Source organism: Wolbachia endosymbiont of Frankliniella intonsa, from assembly GCF_029856955.1.
Lineage (GTDB): Bacteria > Pseudomonadota > Alphaproteobacteria > Rickettsiales > Anaplasmataceae > Wolbachia.
Genome location: NZ_CP097148.1, coordinates 35,760 through 55,672, shown reverse-complemented (window position 1 = coordinate 55,672; position 19,913 = coordinate 35,760). Strand labels below are relative to the sequence as shown.

At 33.1% G+C, this 19,913-nt stretch carries 22 protein-coding genes and 7 pseudogenes; 16 read left to right on the top strand and 13 right to left on the bottom strand.

Going from position 1 to position 19,913, the window contains the following annotated elements; translation table 11 throughout:
• Positions 1-61: 61 nt before the first annotated feature.
• Entirely contained in the window at positions 62-1,336 is a 1,275-nt protein-coding gene (locus M3L71_RS00375; RefSeq protein WP_280143672.1) for an APC family permease, read from the bottom strand.
• A 139-nt stretch (positions 1,337-1,475) separates the two neighbouring features.
• Between M3L71_RS00375 and M3L71_RS00370 the strand changes: the two genes are divergently transcribed.
• Together M3L71_RS00370 and surE are read left to right on the top strand one after the other, a co-directional pair.
• Positions 1,476-2,918, top strand: a complete 1,443-nt coding sequence (locus M3L71_RS00370; RefSeq protein WP_280143671.1) for a hypothetical protein — start codon at positions 1,476-1,478, stop codon at positions 2,916-2,918.
• A gap of 195 nt (positions 2,919-3,113) precedes the next feature.
• A pseudogene (surE, locus tag M3L71_RS00365) lies at positions 3,114-3,883 on the top strand (5'/3'-nucleotidase SurE).
• Here the strand turns inward: surE and hisS are convergent.
• Positions 3,880-5,103 (bottom strand): histidine--tRNA ligase, encoded by a 1,224-nt coding sequence (gene hisS / locus M3L71_RS00360; protein ID WP_280143670.1) that lies wholly within the window; start codon positions 5,101-5,103, stop codon positions 3,880-3,882. The pseudogene surE and the gene hisS overlap by 4 nt on opposite strands.
• The gene (locus tag M3L71_RS00355; RefSeq protein WP_280143669.1) at positions 5,100-5,672 is read right to left on the bottom strand and encodes a NifU family protein; all 573 of its coding nucleotides are present in this window, start codon (positions 5,670-5,672) and stop codon (positions 5,100-5,102) included. Before M3L71_RS00355 ends, hisS begins: the two co-directional genes overlap by 4 nt.
• Before the next feature lie 142 nt (positions 5,673-5,814).
• Here M3L71_RS00355 and M3L71_RS00350 point away from each other — a divergent pair, with 142 nt between their 5' ends.
• Entirely contained in the window at positions 5,815-6,093 is a 279-nt protein-coding gene (locus M3L71_RS00350; protein WP_280143668.1) for a DnaJ domain-containing protein, read from the top strand.
• Between the two features lie 91 nt (positions 6,094-6,184).
• Positions 6,185-7,197: pseudogene (locus M3L71_RS08520) on the top strand (ankyrin repeat domain-containing protein).
• A gap of 430 nt (positions 7,198-7,627) precedes the next feature.
• Here M3L71_RS08520 and M3L71_RS00340 read toward each other — a convergent pair.
• The gene (locus tag M3L71_RS00340; protein ID WP_280144066.1) at positions 7,628-8,182 is read right to left on the bottom strand and encodes an IS630 family transposase; all 555 of its coding nucleotides are present in this window, start codon (positions 8,180-8,182) and stop codon (positions 7,628-7,630) included.
• Complete coding sequence (locus tag M3L71_RS00335; RefSeq protein WP_280143223.1) at positions 8,179-8,556, bottom strand: IS630 transposase-related protein; 378 nt, start codon at positions 8,554-8,556, stop codon at positions 8,179-8,181. The genes M3L71_RS00340 and M3L71_RS00335 overlap by 4 nt, the downstream gene beginning before the upstream one ends.
• 55 nt (positions 8,557-8,611) lie before the next feature.
• Between M3L71_RS00335 and M3L71_RS00330 the strand changes: the two are divergent.
• The 8 genes and pseudogenes from M3L71_RS00330 to M3L71_RS00295 all read left to right on the top strand — a co-directional run.
• Positions 8,612-8,722 (top strand): annotated as a pseudogene (locus M3L71_RS00330) (IS630-like element ISWpi10 family transposase); the annotation flags it as partial.
• On the top strand, positions 8,722-9,153 hold the full coding sequence (locus M3L71_RS00325) for a group II intron maturase-specific domain-containing protein (RefSeq protein ID WP_280143667.1): 432 nt from the start codon (positions 8,722-8,724) through the stop codon (positions 9,151-9,153). The pseudogene M3L71_RS00330 and the gene M3L71_RS00325, both read left to right, overlap by 1 nt.
• A gap of 176 nt (positions 9,154-9,329) precedes the next feature.
• The gene (locus M3L71_RS00320) at positions 9,330-9,965 is read left to right on the top strand and encodes a DnaA ATPase domain-containing protein (RefSeq protein ID WP_280143666.1); all 636 of its coding nucleotides are present in this window, start codon (positions 9,330-9,332) and stop codon (positions 9,963-9,965) included.
• A gap of 211 nt (positions 9,966-10,176) precedes the next feature.
• Positions 10,177-10,347 carry a hypothetical protein gene (locus tag M3L71_RS00315; protein WP_264375195.1) on the top strand — a complete coding sequence of 57 codons (171 nt, stop codon included), beginning with the start codon at positions 10,177-10,179 and terminating at the stop codon, positions 10,345-10,347.
• Positions 10,337-11,323, top strand: coding sequence for a site-specific tyrosine recombinase (locus M3L71_RS00310; RefSeq protein WP_280143665.1), 987 nt, complete (start codon positions 10,337-10,339; stop codon positions 11,321-11,323). The genes M3L71_RS00315 and M3L71_RS00310 overlap by 11 nt, the downstream gene beginning before the upstream one ends.
• A 56-nt stretch (positions 11,324-11,379) precedes the next feature.
• A complete protein-coding gene (locus M3L71_RS00305) occupies positions 11,380-12,105 on the top strand; it encodes a lysophospholipid acyltransferase family protein (protein WP_349292713.1) in 726 nt (241 codons plus the stop codon).
• Between the two features lie 43 nt (positions 12,106-12,148).
• A complete protein-coding gene (gene rpsT / locus M3L71_RS00300) occupies positions 12,149-12,418 on the top strand; it encodes a 30S ribosomal protein S20 (protein ID WP_007302369.1) in 270 nt (89 codons plus the stop codon).
• Between the two features lie 79 nt (positions 12,419-12,497).
• Positions 12,498-13,739: a citrate synthase gene (locus tag M3L71_RS00295; protein ID WP_280143663.1), complete on the top strand. Its 1,242-nt coding sequence runs from the start codon at positions 12,498-12,500 to the stop codon at positions 13,737-13,739.
• A 4-nt stretch (positions 13,740-13,743) separates the two neighbouring features.
• Here M3L71_RS00295 and M3L71_RS00290 read toward each other — a convergent pair whose 3' ends face one another.
• The gene (locus M3L71_RS00290; RefSeq protein WP_280143662.1) at positions 13,744-13,986 is read right to left on the bottom strand and encodes a hypothetical protein; all 243 of its coding nucleotides are present in this window, start codon (positions 13,984-13,986) and stop codon (positions 13,744-13,746) included.
• Positions 13,987-14,034: 48 nt separating this feature from the next.
• Here M3L71_RS00290 and M3L71_RS00285 point away from each other — a divergent pair.
• Positions 14,035-14,720 (top strand): annotated as a pseudogene (locus M3L71_RS00285) (IS630 family transposase); the annotation flags it as partial.
• An 8-nt stretch (positions 14,721-14,728) separates the two neighbouring features.
• On the opposite strand, the pseudogene M3L71_RS00280 reads toward M3L71_RS00285, so the two are convergent.
• Positions 14,729-15,733, bottom strand: a pseudogene (locus tag M3L71_RS00280) (IS630 family transposase).
• Positions 15,734-15,816: 83 nt separating this feature from the next.
• Here M3L71_RS00280 and M3L71_RS00275 point away from each other — a divergent pair.
• A pseudogene (locus tag M3L71_RS00275) lies at positions 15,817-15,990 on the top strand (transposase); the annotation flags it as partial.
• A 25-nt stretch (positions 15,991-16,015) separates the two neighbouring features.
• Here the strand turns inward: M3L71_RS00275 and M3L71_RS00270 are convergent.
• On the bottom strand, positions 16,016-16,414 hold the full coding sequence (locus M3L71_RS00270) for a transposase (RefSeq protein ID WP_280143661.1): 399 nt from the start codon (positions 16,412-16,414) through the stop codon (positions 16,016-16,018).
• On the opposite strand from M3L71_RS00270, the pseudogene M3L71_RS00265 reads away from it, so the two are divergent.
• Positions 16,408-17,409, top strand: a pseudogene (locus tag M3L71_RS00265) (IS630 family transposase). The gene M3L71_RS00270 and the pseudogene M3L71_RS00265 overlap by 7 nt on opposite strands.
• Here the strand turns inward: M3L71_RS00265 and M3L71_RS00260 are convergent.
• Both M3L71_RS00260 and M3L71_RS00255 read right to left on the bottom strand, forming a co-directional pair.
• Positions 17,369-17,554, bottom strand: a complete 186-nt coding sequence (locus tag M3L71_RS00260; RefSeq protein ID WP_280143660.1) for a hypothetical protein — start codon at positions 17,552-17,554, stop codon at positions 17,369-17,371. The pseudogene M3L71_RS00265 and the gene M3L71_RS00260 overlap by 41 nt on opposite strands.
• A 181-nt stretch (positions 17,555-17,735) precedes the next feature.
• Positions 17,736-18,083: an IS630 transposase-related protein gene (locus tag M3L71_RS00255; RefSeq protein ID WP_280143264.1), complete on the bottom strand. Its 348-nt coding sequence runs from the start codon at positions 18,081-18,083 to the stop codon at positions 17,736-17,738.
• A 162-nt stretch (positions 18,084-18,245) separates the two neighbouring features.
• Here M3L71_RS00255 and M3L71_RS00250 point away from each other — a divergent pair, with 162 nt between their 5' ends.
• On the top strand, positions 18,246-18,485 hold the full coding sequence (locus M3L71_RS00250; RefSeq protein WP_280143659.1) for a hypothetical protein: 240 nt from the start codon (positions 18,246-18,248) through the stop codon (positions 18,483-18,485).
• 78 nt (positions 18,486-18,563) lie between these two features.
• Here the strand turns inward: M3L71_RS00250 and ccmE are convergent, their stop codons facing one another.
• From ccmE to M3L71_RS00240, 3 genes are read right to left on the bottom strand one after another with little or no spacing between them, the layout of a single operon-like run.
• Positions 18,564-18,956, bottom strand: coding sequence for a cytochrome c maturation protein CcmE (gene ccmE, locus M3L71_RS00245; protein WP_010404099.1), 393 nt, complete (start codon positions 18,954-18,956; stop codon positions 18,564-18,566).
• Complete coding sequence (locus M3L71_RS08515; RefSeq protein ID WP_007302385.1) at positions 18,940-19,077, bottom strand: CcmD-like small membrane protein; 138 nt, start codon at positions 19,075-19,077, stop codon at positions 18,940-18,942. The genes ccmE and M3L71_RS08515 overlap by 17 nt, the downstream gene beginning before the upstream one ends.
• A complete protein-coding gene (locus tag M3L71_RS00240) occupies positions 19,074-19,910 on the bottom strand; it encodes a biotin--[acetyl-CoA-carboxylase] ligase (protein ID WP_280143658.1) in 837 nt (278 codons plus the stop codon). Before M3L71_RS00240 ends, M3L71_RS08515 begins: the two co-directional genes overlap by 4 nt.
• Positions 19,911-19,913 lie beyond the last annotated feature (3 nt).

The window sequence follows — 19,913 nt, the reverse complement described above, 5'->3', positions numbered from 1 at the left end:
TAATTCTATTAATGTAAGCCAGTAGTATAGCTTAAGAATTTTAGCAAATAAAAAATTTAAGTTAAGTTTTTAGTTTATGATACCAAAGTAGATAAATAAGTGTTCCGCTTAAAGGGAATAGACTTGATATTAACAATGTTTTTATAGAAGTCTCGTATATTACCCAACAGCAAAAAGATACAGCCACACCTCCAATTAAAAATTTGCAGTAGCTTTTGTCTTGTATATTAACTTTGAGAAAAGCAAGGCTACATGCTAAGTAGATAAACAAAAATGACACCACAGAGATATCAATTATTGAAGTTACTTGCTCAGCAAAACTTTTGTTTGACGTTAGGATAAGTAAAACTAACACCCCCAAAGTACTGAGTATTATTCCCCACAATGGAGCATCATGCTTATTTTTTTTGCCAAAAAATTCCGGCATTAACTTGTCTTTTGCAAGGCCTAAGGTGACCTGTCCATCAGCTAAAAACCAAGCATTTAAATTACTTACAGAAACGATAAAGGCAACAACAGAAATAATTAAATGCCAATTACCTGGAAACATAATTTTTATCGCATCAACATATGGTGCTTTTGAACTAGCTAGGTCATTACCACTTATCAATCCCATAATTGAAAGACTATTGATGAAATATATCACAGCAACACAGACTGTTCCAAGCACTATAGCCCTTGGTATTGTTTTAGAGGGATTATTGACAGATCCTGCAGGTGCTGTTGCTGATTCAAGCCCAATAAAACACCATAAAGTAAGGAGTGTAGAACGAGCAAGAGTTTGTGATATTGTAAAGTTTGACACTTCCTCGCTTACAATAAAATTATTTTTATCAAAGAAAAACAACCCTGCGATAGGTATTGCGAGAAGTGCAATAATTTTAACAATGGTCAGCAGAAGCTCAACACGGCCAGCAGTAGTTACTCCTCTTAGGTTTATTAGCATAATAGCTAAAATTAATATTATTTCTAAAAGCAAACGTATATCTTGTATATCATTATGAAAAAGTGGAGCTAAATAACCGATACTTGCAATCGTTACAGCAGTTGAGCTAACCCACGAACTCACCCAATATGTCCAACCAACAAAAAAAGCTGCTGTAGAACCAAAAGCATGTTTCACATAAATGTGTGGTCCCCCCGTTTCTGGAAACTTTGCGCAGAGTGAAGCAAAAACCAAAGCTAGAGATATAGCACCAAATCCTGATATAACCCAGCTTATGAGGCTATAAGCGCCGTATGGTGCAAGGCTAATTGGGAGCATAAAAATTCCAGAGCCGATTTGGCTACTGATCACCAAGGCGAAAATAGCCAAAAAGCCTATTTTATTTGACACGACAATGTTTAATTTTTATCTGAATATATTAACAATATAGCTGAAGCTCGAAAATTTCAATTGATCTTTTTAATTTGCATTTTTTTTTAATTTAAGCATATAATGAGAAGTATATTAATAGGTTATTAAGAAGTGGTTTATGAATCCAAGGTTAAAAAAACTCCTGATTACTTGTGCTTTTATTTTATTATCACTTGCCATTTATTATTATTTAAGTCTTCTTATTAACTATATCCTTGATCCAATTCTAGTTAGCCCTTGTAATGATTTAATTAGTAATCTTTACACCTACTTATCTACAAGTACCTATAGCCCCGTACTAGCATTTTTTGCTACAGGTTTTATTGTTATCGCTGCATTTATTTGTTTGAATAAAATGCTCCTTCCTTTACAAGACAAAATCATAAACAACTATAACTCATTTAAAAACGACAACATTGATAGTAATAGCATGTTATTTGAGGTTTACAAAGATCCAACAATAAAATTAAAGGACAAAATCTTATTCTTTAATATACATCTAATATATTACCTACAGCTTCCATTTTTGTACATTGCATCAAGGGTATCAGCTCTACGTAGATTTTTTATATTCAATTTCGGTTTATTATTGTTAAATTATATACTGCTAATTCCAGTAGCACTTCTTGAATTAATAAAGTATCCATTGGTAAAGCTTTTCTCACCTTTGGGTTTGAGTGTAAAGCAACTTAGCTTTTTGTTTAATGTAAGCGATGTAGGCACTGGTGGTCAGAGCGTCCATACGAGTAGTTTTGAGTATAGCATTCTAGAATGCGCTCAAGATTTAAAGCAGAAATTTGGGAATCAATCAAATGTACTCAATAAAGACTTTGAAGATTACATAAATAATTCAGATGAGCTGACAACTGAGCAAAAAGAGCAATTAAAACTTTATCTTAATTTTAATGGTTCCAATGGAGCAACTTATAGAGAATCAAGAACTGAATTAACGCTAACACAAGCTGCAAACTTAGTTTTAGCTGCAGCCAAGGATCAAAAGTTAGATGTAGATTTACTAAAATGCATGTTACTCATGCGTTTACAAGAAGGAAGTGGTGCATGTCATCTTGGAATGTTTAATCGTATTATTTATGCATTAAGTGGCCTTGAAGCAGAAAATAATTTTGCAGCTCAACTAGAACCTCAGATAATAGGAGAGTTGGCAGGTAATGCTACTAAAAAATTTCTTGAGCAATCTGTAGATAAGCACTACTTTAAAATAAAGATTTTAAAAGAAAAGTTTGAAGACTTATATTCGCTAGGTTCTGTAGTGGATTTGAGCAATGCAAATGATGAAGTAAAGGAAGGAATTTCTCATATGAGAGATGCTATAAAAGAATTTGTGTTTAAAGAATTATATGTGAAGTTTTATAATGACTATGGAGAACATATTCGAAGAGGGCAAATAAAACAAAGGCTGAGAGAATTAATAACAGATAAAGTCATAGATGCAGCAATATCTTATCAGATAAATGAGATAGAAGTTCCTGCAGAACCATCTACTTATCTTGAAAAGATGAAAGCATTTTTTGCAGGGCATACAAGATTCTCTGCTGCTTAGAGCTCTGAGACTTGCCTAAGCTTTGATTGTGAGTTAGGCGTGAAGCTAAAATTGGTATTTACAATTAACTCACAGCAAACTAAACGATGGCAATCTTGCCGTCTTCTAATTTTTCCTTATTGATTTGTAGCAGATTCTTTGTTATGGTTATGAAAAGAAACCTCATTAGTATACTTTAATAGGTGAGTATTACATATGATAATATTGATAACAAATGATGATGGTTTTGAAAGTGAAGGAATAAGACTACTTAGAGAAATTGCACACAATTTTGCATCGGAAGTATGGATAGTGGCACCAGATACTGACAGGAGTGGATCTGCAAGATCTCTTGATTACCCAGTGAAACAATCTATTAGAATAAACCAACATAGTGAAAGGGAGTTTAGTGTGTCTGGTACTCCCGCAGATTGTGTTATTATCGCGTTAAATAAAATTATGAATAAGAAACCATACTTAATATTATCTGGAGTAAATATTGGATCAAATGTCGGAGATGATATTTGTTATTCAGGCACAATCGGTGCTGCAATGGAAGGTGCTGCAAGATCTATACCTTCTATTGCGCTGAGCCAAGTTTATCATGATAAAATAGACTGGAACAATACAAAAGTTTTTGCACCAAAGGTTATCAGCAAGCTAATGAAAGTTGGTTGGCCTAAAGATATAGTGATGAGTATAAATTTTCCTGCTACAGAAAAAGTGAAAGGAGTAGAATTTGCTGAACAAGGTGAATATAACATTGATGGTTATTTAACTTTTACTGAAAACTTAAATGGTTCTTTGAGCTTAAATTGGTCTCGGGAACACTCAGGCAGTGGTAGTGTAGATAAAATAAAAGGAGGTTTTATTACTATTACACCGATAAAATTAGATTTTACAGATTATGATACATTAAATGCTATGAAAAATCTTGTGCAGAGGAATTTTCTTCTATAGCTAACACTTCTATTGCTTCTGATTAGATATTTTCTACGATTTTATCGCGAGCAATCATTTTTTCTTCACCCGTGTCCATGTTTTTAATTTTTAAAGTTTTACTGCTTAGCTCTTCATCACCAAAGATTAATACAACTTTTGCATTTGCTTGATTTGCTTTTTTCATTCGGGTTTTTAGAGTTCCACTATGTTCATAAACTACGTATAAACCATTTCTGCGTAATTCACTTGCAAGTGTTAGAGCATGTTCTTCAGCTTCTCCACCGATTGGAATTATATAAATAGGCCTCTCTTTTTTTTCAGCATAGTTGATTAATTCCATTATGCGTTCAATACCTCCTGCAAATCCTATCGCTGGAGTGTGTTTTCCACCTACTGAAGATACTAGATTATCGTATCTTCCACCGGCAAAAACTGCTCCTTGTGCACCTAAATCTTCTGTGACAAATTCAAATACTGTGTGACAATAATAGTCTAGACCTCGAACTAATTTGCTATTTACAGTGTAAGGTATGCCAAGAGCTTGGAGTACATTTAACACCTGGTCAAAGAAATATGAAGATTCTTTTGTATAATAATCACTGATTTTTGGTGCGTCAGAGATTATTTCTTTATCTGTCTTATCCTTAGAGTCTAATATTCTGAGTGGGTTTTTAATCAATCTATTTTGACTATCTTCTGATAGGTCATTTTGAAACTTTTTTAAATACGATATCAAAGCTTCTCTATACTTACTTGTTGTTTCACTATCACCCAGAGAGTTGATTTCCAGCTTTACATTTTTATTGATGCCAAATTCAGTTAGTAAGTGCTGAGCGAGTGATATCAATTCAATATCAGCTTTTGGATCTTCTATGCCAAAAACCTCAAAATTTATCTGATGAAATTGCCTTTGTCTTCCCTTTTGCGGTCTTTCATAGCGAAATGCAGGCCCTATTGAAAATAATTTTATCGGCGTTTGCAGTTTTTTTTCAATGAGTAACCTAACAATAGCTGCAGTGAACTCGGGACGCAGAGTTATGCTCTTTCCCCCTTTATCATTAAAGGTGTACATCTCTTTAGTGATGATGTCTGAGCTATCACCTAAAGTCTTTGTGAAAACTTCCGTATATTCAAATATCGGAGTTTGAGCAGGCAAAAAGCCGTATAAACTTGAAATTCTATTTGCTGTTTGCTCTATGTATTTAGATTTATACCATTCATCAAACAGGAGATCTTTCGTTCCTCTAACTGTTTGATTAGTCATAGCATAGTCTCTATACCTGAAACTTCTGGTATGTGATAGCTTAGCATATTCTGCACTCCTTGCTTTAAAGTAATTGCAGCACTTGGGCATCCGGAGCAAGCTCCTTGTAACTCAACATAAACTATCCCGTCTTTATAGCCACGAAATTTGATATCACCACCATCTTGAGCAACTGCAGGTTTAATATAACTTTCCATCAATTCTTTTATTCTATTTACAATTTCTATATCATTTTCATTAAAGAATTCTTCCTCTAGCGTTTTATTATCACTTACTCCTTCTTTATCAAATGCTTTTCCACCAGAAGTAAAGTGATCCATAATTGTAGTTAAAATTTCCACCTTTACTATATCCCAATTCATTCTATCTGATTTTGTTACCGAAATAAAATCATGACCAAAAAATACTCTTACAACATGTTCTATTTGAAAAAGATTTACTGCTAGTTTGGAGTTCTTTATTTCATCTGCATTTGAAAAATCAGCTGTTTCTCCTTCGCTAAGAATTTCAAAACCAGGAAGAAATTTCAGCGTGTTTGGGTTTGGTGTTTCTTCAATCTGGATAAACATGTTATTTACCATGACAATTATAATTGTTACTATTTAATCATAAAATGATAAAAAAATATACATGTCATTCATCTTCTTCCTTTTTTTGATATTCACAATAATCACGTTTGTTTTACCTAGCGTTGTTGTATTTTTTCTCTTTTTGGCAAAGAGAAATAACATAAGTTTTATGATGAACTCTATATTAAGTAAGTTTTTGAACGAATTTAACAGCAGTAAAAGTTACACCAAAAATTACACTGGTGATAATATGTCCAAAGATGAAGCATTAAAAATACTGGGGCTGAATTCCGAGGCAAGCCAAAATGAAATCAATAAGGCATACCAAAATTTAATGAAACTGGTCCATCCAGACAAGGGAGGCTCGGAATATTTTGCACAAAAGTTAAACGCAGCACGTGATAGATTGCTAAAGACCTAATTTTTAACTATTGTTTTCTCTGTAAATTTTACTTGTAAATACTAAATCATGTGATACAAAGCCAAGGGCGTTGTCTTATAGGAGGTATTTGATGCGAAAATACAGAATAGAAGAGTTAAGGAATAAATTGTTTATTGCTATAAACAAACTTGATTTTGAGAAAGTCAAAAGATGTGTTAGAAAGGCAAAGATTAAAGGTGTACAAAACGATATTATTAATGGTAAGCAATATGGCATGGCACCTATACATTTTGCTACTTACAGAGCTAACTCAAAGATATTGCAGTTTTTGATTAACAATGGTGCTCGTGTTAATGCTGTGAGTGATGCGTGCATTGTTCCTTCCGTATCCATTGTTGTAACATATGATATGGAGAAAGTTGTATTTGATTGTATTCACGGCAACACTAGCTTTCAAGGAATGCAAAATTTTACAGCTTTACACTTAGCACTTTATCAGTGTCGATTAGATATAGCAAAAGTTCTGCTTGATAATAATATTGATATTAATATTAGAAGTACAAATGGCAAAATAGCATTTGAGGTTATTCCAGGTTATGAAAGTCTTTGCAGTGATGGATGTGACATAAAAAAATATTCTTAGCTGTGTTAAGATTTCATAAAAATAATTGTACAGAACTATTACTTTCTGCTAGAATAAATACTAAGTTAGAATTAGAAGCTGGTGATACTCCAGATCCTGAACCAAGTAGTGCAGTAAAACCTTTTTCTTTTATTAATAGTATATTTAGTTGGGCAACCACTTCCACACTCAATGGCTTATTCAGCAGTTCTCCTGCTTTACTTCCTGCACAGCAATCTGTTGATCACTTCGCTGGTAGCCCAATTGGTTCTTCACAAGTTGATTTTAATTCAACAGCTCTACTAACTGATGTAATGATCAGAAAGTTCACAGAGAAAAAATACTCAAGGCCACTAGAAGATTCACTTCTCACAATACAAGAAATTAGAGAAAGAAGGCTTAACACTATAGAAAAAAACTTCGAGACAGCACTTAGTAAGTGTGAAAAACTTTATCAACATCCTAAAAGTTCATTAAGCAATTTAACGATACCTAAAGGTATGCATCAAAAGTCCCTCTAAATCAGTTAAAATAAGCACTCGAATTCGAGTGCTTTATTTACAAAACTTATCCCTTATTTCCTTTTCTAAAGCATATTGCTTCTTATTAAGAGCAAAAAAATTTGAATAAGGAAGCTCAGCATGTCTTGTGCGAAAGTTAAAGTGATAGATTGCTGAAGACCTAATTTTTAACTATTGAAATTTTTTCTCTGTAAATTTCACTTGCACATACTAAATTGTGTGATATAAGGCCGGGAACGTTGTCTTTTAGGAGGTATTTGATGGAAAGACAAGAAATAATTGAGAGCCTGAGAAAAAAATTATTTTCTGCTATAAACAGAGATGATTTTGAGAAAGTTAAAGAATATATTGAAGAGGCAGAACATAGACACATAAAAAATGAGATTTTGAATAATGAAAAATATAGTATGAAGCCTATGCATTCTGCTACTTACATAGGTAACTTAAAGGTATTGCAGTTTTTGTGTGACAGTGGTGCTGATGTTAATACTATAGTATTTTCTAAAATGAATGGATAAATTTCCATTATGGTATTACCAACCAAAAGTTGTAAGTCTGTACATTTATACATTAGAGGTCTGAGGCGGCTTTTGATGGTATGCCAACAGTGTTCTATGGGATTCAAATCTGGTGAATATGTTGGAAGATACAGCACATGAAAGCCAAAAGACTCTATTAATGATTTTGTTTTAGTGGTCTTATGAAATGTAGCATTATCCATAACTATGGTTGTGCCAAGTGGCAATTTAGGTAATAACATCTTCTCCAACAATATATTGAATACCTCTTTTTCACACCCACCTTTGAAAGTCATTGGTGCAATAAATCTCATTCCAATCCACCCGGCTACTATACTGATTCTCTCTCGAGTTCTCCCTGGAACATCTGCATAAATTTTCTTTCCTCTTGGAGCACGTCCATATTCTCGGTATAACTTATTATCAACTCCTGCTTCATCTATATATAAGATGCTGGAATGTTCTATTTTTGAGATTTTATCAATAAATTGCTGCCTATCTTCTTGATTGCGCTCTTGATATAGTGTGACTTTTTTAAAGTAATTTTTAGCTGTTTTAGTCTATACCAAATTGAATTTATTCCAAATCCAAGATTTTGTTTCATCTCTGCCAGAGTATGATCTGGATTCTTTGTAACATATTCTTCGAGTATTTTTGGGTCTATTTTTCGAATAAAGCTACCGTTTTTAGATGGCTTTAAGCTTTCACCATCAGCTTTCTTTTTTAACCAGCGGTACAGAGTTGCTATTCCTATCTCCATGAGCTCTGCTATCTCAACCTTTGTCTTCCCTTTTTCTATCATCAATACTGCCTTTTCCCTTAAATCCACACTATATGCCATTATAACTCAAATACTTTGTTATACCTTTATCATTTGCTTTGGGAAATACTATAGTATCTACGATACCATAGGTTTACTTGAAGATGTTTTGTGTAATTTTATTGTCAATATTTCCAGTACTACTATTAAACGAGTTTGTAATGTTTCTTATTTGTTCCGTCAGTAATGGATTTTGGTATGAGAGGATGGGGAAATTACTATCACCATGTGTGTGCTAAAAAAGCGTTTAGAAAGATCGACAATGAAATTTGGCATAGTTTATGGAAATGGGCAAAGAAAAGACATCCTCGTAAAGGATTACGTTGGATAAAGAATCGTTACTTCAAAGTAATGGGTCAACGCCAATGGGTTTTTGCTGCACCCATATGCAAGAACAAACCAAAAGAGATACGGTATTTAAGACTGCTTAAGCTGATTGATATACCTATCAGACGACACGTTAAAATCAGAGCGGATGCAAATCCCCTTGACTTAAAATGGAAAAAGTATTTTGATGAGAGAGTAAAACGAACAAGAATGTTAGCAAGCTCCTTTTCAAGAGAAGGTTCTCTACTGTTAGTGTCACCACTAAAGTTGATGTATTCTGAGGATTTATGAAAGACAAGCCGGTTCGAGAAAAGAAGAACTTAGATAAGGGGCTCAAGGGTAGTGTGGGGAAACCTGCATGCTGCGTTTCTAAGGGAGGGAGTAGTAGTAATACTGCTTCCTTACCTGACCAAGTAAATTTTTATGCAAAAATTATTATCAAAAAGTAGTAATGTAAGAGGCTTTACGTGCAATTAAATTTATTTAGCAATAATCAAGTTGATTATTGCTGGCAAAACTATATCACCTTAGACGAAAATAAGCACGTATATAACTCAATAGTTAACGATTTATCTTGGAAATGCCTGATTCTTTTTGGACCTAACAGCTCTGGAAAAACTCACCTTGCTCATATTTGGCAATCAATAAACAATGCAATTTTTATCAATGTGAATAATTTTGTAAGCGAAATTAGGTATAGCGATGCGTTTATTTTAGAGGATGTACAAAACATTAAAGATGAGGAAATGTTGTTACATTGTTATAATTATATGAAAGAAAATGATAAGAGACTGCTAATCACTTCTTCAATTTCACCAAAAAAGCTTAACTTCAAACTAAGAGATTTAATCTCCCGAATATTGTCAACTACCAGCGTAAAAATTTTGCCTGCAAGCGAGGAATTATTAAGAATTATGCTAATAAAACGATTTTCAGATAAACAGTTAAAAATTGATTTAAAAGTGATTAATTATATTCTAGCAAGAATAGAACGTTCTTTCCACAGCATTAATAAAATTATAGAAAAAATAGATAGTGAATCCATAGGATCAAATGTAACCATTCCTTTTATTAACACTTTATTAAAAAAAAGTCCCAAGTGATTCCTTCTGCTGCAAGACATTTGTTATATATATTAAAGATTTATTAATACCCATACAATAATGAAGTCGAAATCACTATCTCTTTATGTTAAAATTATAATAAATACTATGATGTAATAAGCATAAACAGACATAGCTAAGGGGTATTTTATATGATAGTAAAACTTACTTTACAGGATGTTTTTTATAGATTTGATGTTATAATTGAAATATGGTAAAAATAAGATCAAATTTAAAAAAAAGGTTAAAACAAAGGTTTGTAGTACTTACTTTATTGATAAATGTTTTATTTATCTCATATTTTCTTATAAAAAATACAAAAAATACTTTTAATCAAATTATAGTCAAAGAAATAAATATAGGAGCTGATAATGAAAAATAAACAACCACAAAATAAAAAAGAGGATCTTTACATAACCTATTACATAGATACTTTGGTTTCCGAAAAATCCTCTACACAAAATACTTTGGAAAGTTATCGTTCAGATTTACACCAACTTGAAAAATTTTTATTAGAAGGAGGCACTACCTTAGTTGGTGCAATTAAAGCTAATATTAAAGATTATGTAAACTTTTTACGCACACAAAAGAAATATAAAACTAGCTCTATATCAAGAAAAATATCTGCTATCAAAAATTTCTATAAGTGCCTATTTAATGATGGAATAATAGATTTTAATCCAGCACCGGCCAATGATAATGAATTAAGAAATCCAAAGGTTTCCCGTCCTTTGCCTAAGTATTTAAGTGTTCAAGAAATATTTTTGCTCATGGAAACAGTAAAAAAATCAGCAAGCGGATCGAATAAAGAGATAAGCAGTAAAAGGCTATGTGCAATTTTAGATATTCTTTACTCTTCCGGGATGCGTGTTTCTGAACTAATCAATATGAAGTTATGTGAAGTATCACATTTAGTAAACAGTAATGGTAAGGAAGGCTACATAATAATAAAGGGAAAAAGTGGCAGAGAAAGGCAAATCTTTTTTAATCAACAAGCATTGCAAAGCCTTAAAGATTATTTATCAATTCGTGACAATCTACTCCCTAACAACAAAAAATCTGATTGGCTATTCCCAGGTGATAAACCTAATAAACCAATTACAAGGCAAAGAGTTGGTCAATTAATAAAGGAATTAGCAAGAAAGTGCGATATTGATGAAAATAAAATCTCTCCACATGTGATTAGGCATTCTCTTGCTACCCATCTACTGAATGGCGGAGCAAATATTGTGCTGATACAAAAAATTCTTGGCCATACTAATCTTTCTACAACACAAATATATACTCATATTGCTAACGAAAAGTTGAAGGACAAATTAGCTGATTCTCATCCTATTACTCAGATGATCAATAATTAAACTTATTGCTTTTAGTTTTGTAGTAAAGTTAAATTCAAATAAGTTTACGTGTGTTTGTGATTGCAAGTTTATTATTTAATTTACTCCTTATATTATGGGAAGTATTCTATACTTTAATTACTCTTCCTGTAGTTTTCTTTCCCGAGTGTGTAATAACCATTTTCCTTGTTTGCTCGGTGAGAGTTGTATTATTCATGTTGCGTTTATTATGTGGCATTAAATATGAAGTGAGGGGAATGGAAAACATTCCTAAGCAACCTTTTATAATTGCATCTAAACACCAATCTCCATTTGAAACATTTATTTTTATACTACTCTTTAGAAAAGCAGTTTTTATTTTAAAACGTGAATTGAAATGGATTCCATTCATTGGTTTGCATCTCATGGCATTAAAAATGATTTTTATTAACCGCTCAGATGGTATTAGTTCTGTGCTTCATATCATGAAATTAGCAAAAGTGTGTATAAAAGAAAATAGAGGCATAATAATATTTCCTGAAGGTACAAGAACAACTATAAACCAAAATATAAAATATCAATCGGGTATTGCTGCTTTATATAGCGTATTATCTGTTCCTGTGTTACCGATTGCTTTAAACACTGGTTTGTTTTGGCCAAAAAGCATACTTTCTCTGAGAAAGAATCCCGGAAAGGCGGTAATAGAAATATTACCTCCCATATATCCTGGGTTAAACAAAAATGAATTCTTGCAAAGTTTAGAAAAAATCATTGAAGAAAGAAGTAGTAGATTAATTGCAGAAAAAACTGATATTGCAAATTAACAAAAAAACTTTATAATTAAAAGAAAAGTACAGGTATTAATATATGGCAAATCATAAGAGTGCTAAAAAAATGATGAAGGTAATAGCAAAGCGTACTTTAGTAAATAAGATGCGAAAAAGCAAAACTCGTACTGCTATTAGAAGATTAGTTGATATAATCAAGTCTGGTGATAAAGAGAATGTTGTCTTGGCATTTCGGAATGCTGAATCCAATTTACACAAATGTGTAAATAAGGGTGTCATTCATAGGAATACCGCTGCGCGTAAAATAAGTCGCTTAAATGCAAAAGTAAAAGCATTGATGACCGCTTAATACGGTTAATGTAAAGTTAGCTGTATTAATATATACTCTTCAGTTTGTATATTCTGTATAAAATTAAGTAGCTCAAGTGATGGATAAAAAAGCATTATTGGAACTAAGTAATGGGTCAAAAATTGATCTACCCGTATTAAATGGAACAGTAGGTCCTGGCGTGTTAAATATCAAGGATTTATATAAGAAGACAGGATTATTCACTTACGATCCAGGGTTTGTTTCTACAGCTTCATGCTCTTCTACAATTACATTCATTGATGGAGATGAAGGAGTTCTTAAATATAGGGGACATAATATAGCTGATTTGGCAGAGAATAATAATTTTACTGCTGTGATTTATTTATTGCTCTATGGTGAATTACCCAGTTCAGAGCAACACAAAAAATTTCTTCTCAAAATACAAGAATCATCCAAAGTATCAGAGCAAGTTACAAATGTAATCAAAGCATTTCCAAAAACTGCTCACCCTATGTCGATTTTAGTTGCATGTTTTGCAAATTTGTCAGCGTCTTACCATGAAATGCATGGCAACAATGTCAATGGTGAAGATTTAGATTTTGGAATTTCTGCAATAGCAAAAGTTCCTGCAATTGTTGCAATGATTTATAGACATATCAACAATCAGGAATTCATAAATGCTAATAATAAATTAAGTTATAGTGAGAATTTCTTAAATATGATATTTGGCAGTGATGTTAATAATACCCTTTTTGTAAAAGCTCTGGATAAAATATTTACTCTTCATGCTGATCATGAACAGAATGCTTCTACAGCAGCTGTCAGATTGGTAGGGTCAGCTGGTTCTAATCTATTTGCAAGCCTGTCTGCAGGAGTTGCTACACTTTGGGGTCCAGCACACGGTGGAGCTAATGAGGCAGTTATAAATATGCTAAAAGAGATAGAGCAAAGTGGAGATGTAGATAGATTCATTGAGAAAGCTAAAGATGATAAAGATCCATTTAAGCTAATGGGATTTGGACATCGTGTTTATAAAAACTATGATCCGCGCGCGCTTATATTAAAGGATGCTTGTCATGAGATTTTAAGCAAACTAGAGCAAAACAATGAATTACTTGAAATTGCAAAAAAACTTGAAGAAATAGCTTTAAAGGATGAGTATTTTATTACACGTAAGTTGTATCCAAATGTTGATTTTTACTCAGGTATAATAATGAATGCTATCGGTATCCCTTCAAGTATGTTTACACCCATTTTTGCACTTGCAAGAACCACTGGTTGGGTTGCCCAGTGGTATGAAATGGTAAACGATGAAGAAACCAAGATTTGTAGGCCAAGGCAGCTATACCTTGGCAAATAAACTTTCATTCACAATTCGTCCTCAAATAGTCTAATTTTCTTGAGCTATAAAATACAGCAATCTGATTTTTACTAGTTGATGTCTGCTTTTTTGCAGAATGCTGGTCAGGCTGTGATACAGACGGTTGGTTAAATGTTGTTTTGGGCTTATTAAAAGAAGATCGTGCTGAAGAAGCGCCAAAGCCACTATCTTTAGCCGAAGCATCATCCCCACCTTTACCTTCACCATAGTATGTAGCTCTTTTCATAATGGTCCAAACGGTTTAAAATAAGAGTTTATAGTAGTGAAGGTAAGTATGCCAGCAGCATATAGTTATGATTTAAGAAAAAAAGCAATGGAGGTACTAGACGAAGGGGAAAGCAGAGAAACGGTAGCAGAAAGATTTAAAATTGGAAGAACTACATTATGGGAGTGGCAGCAAAGAAAAAAAGAAACAGGAGATTTTCAGTCGAAAAAACTTGGAAATGGAGGTTATAATCATAAAATTACCGACTGGAATAAATTTACTGAATTTGCCAAAAAACATGGTGGAAAAACTCTATCGGAAATGGCTAAGCTTTGGAGTAATGTTAGTATCCCAACGATTCATCTAGCTCTTAAAAAAATTGGACTCACACGCAAAAAAAGACATATGGATACAAAGAAAGGAATGAAGAAAAACGTGCTGAATTTTTGAAAATTATAGCAACGAAAGAACCTCAAAACTTAGTATATATAGATGAAGCAGGAGTTGATAATAAGTTATACCGAGAATATGGACGTGCTCCAAGAGGAAAGAAAATTTATGCAGATATTCCAGGGAGAACTCGAGAGAGAATCAGTATAGTAGCCGGGTGGATTGGAATGAGATTTATTGCACCAATGACTTTCAAAGGTGGGTGTGAAAAAGAGGTATTCAATATATTGTTGGAGAAGATGTTATTACCTAAATTGCCACTTGGCACAACCATGGTTATGGATAATGCTACATTTCATAAGACCAAAATCCATTACTGACGGAACAAATAAGAAACATTACAAACTCGTTTAATAGTAGTACTGGAAATATTGACAATAAAATTACACAAAACATCTTCAAGTAAACCTATGGTATCGTAGATACTATTGCGTAAAGTATTGTATTTGATATATTGCCACAACCTTTCAACAGGATTCAGTTCCGGTGAATAAGGAGGCAAGTATATGATGGTAATGTTTTCCTGAATTTTCAAACTTTTTGATCTATGCCAACTTGCACAATCCATTACAAGAAAGGCTTCTTTCGTGCCTAAATCTTTCGACATCTGCTCCAGAAATATATTCATACAATCAGTGTTTACATATGGAGCAAGTAGGCTAATTTTCTTACCACTTCTTGGATTTACCGCACTTTAGATATAGAAATTTTGTCTACCAATTTTCATTTTAACCTGCGTTCTGACCCCTTTTTAAACCATCCGTGTCCGATTTTTGAATGAGTCCCAAATCGTGATTCATCAAAAAAACACCTCCCTTTTAGGGTGGAAATTGACTATTTTATTGAAGTATCTTTTAAACTCTTCTTGCTTGTTTTTATCTTGTTTATGGTGCATTGGCCTCGGTGTTATGTAAGAAAATTTCATCCTTTGTATCTCACGGTGCACTGTTGATTTGCTGATGTTTAGGGCAAATTCCTCTGAGATTTTTATTTGTACTTCCTTAATAGTAATATTTGGATTTCTTTCTACCCATATTTCAATTTGCTCACGTTGATTTTTGTTTAATTTGCTTTTTCTTCTCCGCTGAAACGGGGCAAATAATTTTTCTACTCTACCAAATTTTAGATGCTTTATCCATTCAGTCAAAGCAGTCCTTGAAATTTTACATATTCTTGCCACAGCGCTTATACTACTTTCTTTTCCTGCTATCACCGCTTGTAACTTTTTTGAAACATATGCGTTATTTCTTACCTTTTTTAACATTTCTTTCGCTAAATTTACAACTCTTTCGTCTAATAGTTTTGACCTTAATGCCATTTATACCTCGCTATTTCACTTACTCTAGTATGACTTTTTCCCCATTATTCTCTATCTGTTCTTTCTATAGCGGGAATTGGTATAATAAGATTACTGAACTTGCTAAAGAAGTTGGTGCTGAAATTTTGTATCTTCCTACGTATTCCCCAGATTTCAATAAAATTGAGCATCATTGGTTTGCTATAAAAAATAGAGCTAGGAAAAACATCCCTCTATTCACATCTTTTCGTCATGCTGTTGATTCTGCTTTTCTATGAACTTTCCGGACTATTATGAAAAGAGCTATACTATAGTATTTTCTAAAATGAATGGATAAATTTCCATTATGGTATTACCAACCAAAAGTTGTAAGTCTGTACATTTATACATTAGAGGTCTGAGGCGGCTTTTGATGGTATGCCAACAGTGTTCTATGGGATTCAAATCTGGTGAATATGTTGGAAGATACAGCACGTGAAAGCCAAAAGACTCTATTAATGATTTTGTTTTAGTGGTCTTATGAAATGTAGCATTATCCATAACTATGGTTGTGCCAAGTGGCAATTTAGGTAATAACATCTTCTCCAACAATATATTGAATACCTCTTTTTCATACCAATTCCCGCTATAGAAAGAACAGATAGAGAATAATGGGGAAAAAGTCATACTAGAGTAAGTGAAATAGCGAGGTATAAATGGCATTAAGGTCAAAACTATTAGACGAAAGAGTTGTAAATTTAGCGAAAGAAATGTTAAAAAAGGTAAGAAATAACGCATATGTTTCAAAAAGTTACAAGCGGTGATAGCAGGAAAAGAAAGTAGTATAAGCGCTGTGGCAAGAATATGTAAAATTTCAAGGACTGCTTTGACTGAATGGATAAAGCATCTAAAATTTGGTAGAGTAGAAAAATTATTTGCCCCGTTTCAGCGGAGAAGAAAAAGCAAATTAAACAAAAATCAACGTGAGCAAATTGAAATATGGGTAGAAAGAAATCCAAATATTACTATTAAGGAAGTACAAATAAAAATCTCAGAGGAATTTGCCCTAAACATCAGCAAATCAACAGTGCACCGTGAGATACAAAGGATGAAATTTTCTTACATAACACCGAGGCCAATGCACCATAAACAAGATAAAAACAAGCAAGAAGAGTTTAAAAGATACTTCAATAAAATAGTCAATTTCCACCCTAAAAGGGAGGTGTTTTTTGATGAATCACGATTTGGGACTCATTCAAAAATCGGACACGGATGGTTTAAAAGGGGTCAGAACGCAGGTTAAAATGAAAATTGGTAGACAAAATTTCTATATCTAAAGTGCGGTAAATCCAAGAAGTGGTAAGAAAATCAGCCTACTTGCTCCATATGTAAACACTGATTGTATGAATATATTTCTGGAGCAGATGTCGAAAGATTTAGGCACGAAAGAAGCCTTTCTTGTAATGGATTGTGCAAGTTGGCATAGATCAAAAAGTTTGAAAATTCAGGAAAACATTACCATCATATACTTGCCTCCTTATTCACCGGAACTGAATCCTGTTGAAAGGTTGTGGCAATATATCAAATACAATACTTTACGCAATAGTATCTACGATACCATAGGTTTACTTGAAGATGTTTTGTGTAATTTTATTGTCAATATTTCCAGTACTACTATTAAACGAGTTTGTAATGTTTCTTATTTGTTCCGTCAGTAATGGATTTTGGTCTTATGAAATGTAGCATTATCCATAACCATGGTTGTGCCAAGTGGCAATTTAGGTAATAACATCTTCTCCAACAATATATTGAATACCTCTTTTCACACCCACCTTTGAAAGTCATTGGTGCAATAAATCTCATTCCAATCCACCCGGCTACTATACTGATTCTCTCTCGAGTTCTCCCTGGAACATCTGCATAAATTTTCTTTCCTCTTGGAGCACGTCCATATTCTCGGTATAACTTATTATCAACTCCTGCTTCATCTATATATAAGATGCTGGAATGTTCTATTTTTGAGATTTTATCAATAAATTGCTGCCTATCTTCTTGATTGCGCTCTTGATATAGTGTGACTTTTTTTTAAAGTAATTTTTAGCTGTTTTAGTCTATACCAAATTGAATTTATTCCAAATCCAAGATTTTGTTTCATCTCTGCCAGAGTATGATCTGGATTCTTTGTAACATACTCTTCGAGTATTTTTGGGTCTATTTTTCGAATAAAGCTACCGTTTTTAGATGGCTTTAAGCTTTCACCATCAGCTTTCTTTTTTAACCAGCGGTACAGAGTTGCTATTCCTATCTCCATGAGCTCTGCTATCTCAACCTTTGTCTTCCCTTTTTCTATCATCAATACTGCCTTTTCCCTTAAATCCACACTATATGCCATTATAACTCAAATACTTTATTATACCTTTATCATTTGCTTTGGGAAATACTATATATGCCATTATAACTCAAATACTTTATTACACCTTTATCATTTACTTTAGGAAATACTATAGTCTGCGATTTAAACGAGAAGTTTGTTTCGGGCTTGCGTGTCTCAATTATGGACAACATAGCACAACTTCGAGGAGAGTCTCTTGATATGAGTAAAGCATTGGCTAATGGTTTATCTCATTTGAATAAGTTAATTCAGCAGGATGGATTTATTGATAATAATCAAAACTACAGAACATGGGCAGAAGAACTTGATCACCTAAGGGGCGAAGTTGAAGGATTAAAAGCAGCAATAATTGACCATAATAACGTAGAATGGGAAGCACCAACTCACTCTGATATATTATAGTAGTTAGGAAAGTAACAGCTTGCTAGCAGGCTGTTGCTTTCTTTCACATACCATTTCAATACAACTGAATTAGGAAATCTATTTTAGGACTTTCGGCTTATAGTTCTCATCATGTTTTGCAAACACCGTATCTGCAAGAAAAGTACTATTATCAAACATTTTACCTTGCACAACAACACCACTTTTTTCTGAAAACATTGGTGGAAGTATTCCCTGATATTTCACCACAACGCTTTTGTTAAAATCTGTCATCTGAAAAACTACTTCACTTTCGCTCCGTATCACGCTCTTTTCAACAACCATTCCACCAACACGGATTGGCTTTTGATTATTTGGCAAGACTATGGCTTCACTTACTGTATAGAAAAATGAGATATTTTCTTTGAGCGTTGTTAAAATAAAAAAAACTGCACAACTTAAAAAGCAGAAAATTCCTGAAGTTATAAGTAATCGCTTATGTTTCTTCTTCATTATTATCTTTCAGGCTTTCTAGAATTTTTTTACTTTTAGTATAGCAAGAAACGGTAAAAATCAAATTTCCACCAATCAGTATGAAACTAATAAGGTAAGCAAAAATTACATATGTATTCATAATGCATTGCCAATAAATAACTCACCTGCATCAAAATAAATTAAGCTTCCATCCTTTTGCTGCAACACCAATTTACCACTTTTATCTATATCAGCAAAAATTCCTTCATACAATTTGTCAGCTAACTTTACACTGATTTGCTCATTCATTTTGAATGCTTTTTTTAACCACATTTCTCTTATAGCATAAAACCCATCAAATAGCCATTGCTTTCTTAGCTTATTAAAATTTATTATTAATTCCTTTAACAGATCAATGTTAGACACAGATTCACCGTAATTGCTAATGCACGTTGTGCCTGGAAGTGGCGCATGATTGACATTAATTCCAATTCCTATAATGAGCCAATTCGAATTGGATTTTTTTTCAAGCAATATTCCGCTTATTTTCTTGCCATCGATTAGAACATCATTTGGCCATTTATGTTGAAGATTGAGATCGTTTATGAATTGATCTCTTGTCATCCCAGTGCTTTGACACTGGGATCCAGAAGAAAAAGTATGGATTCCAGTGTCACGCACTGGAATGACACCGCAGTGGGTTTGATTATTCAAGAAATTTAACGATAATAAAGTATTTCCAACAGCAAGAGCAGTCACAAAAGTCCATTCTGTCAATTTGCTGACATCCGTTTCTTGGTTAATTATCAAACTTGCATAGAGATTACCCTCTGGAGAAATCCAGCTTTTTCCAGTGCGTCCCCTGCCTTCTTCTTGTTTATCGGCAATAATAATAGTTTCATTAGATATCCCTTTCTCAATTAAACCCAATGATTCTTTATTAGTACTTGGAACTTCTTTGTAATGATAAATACGAAAACCTTCAAGGATCACCTT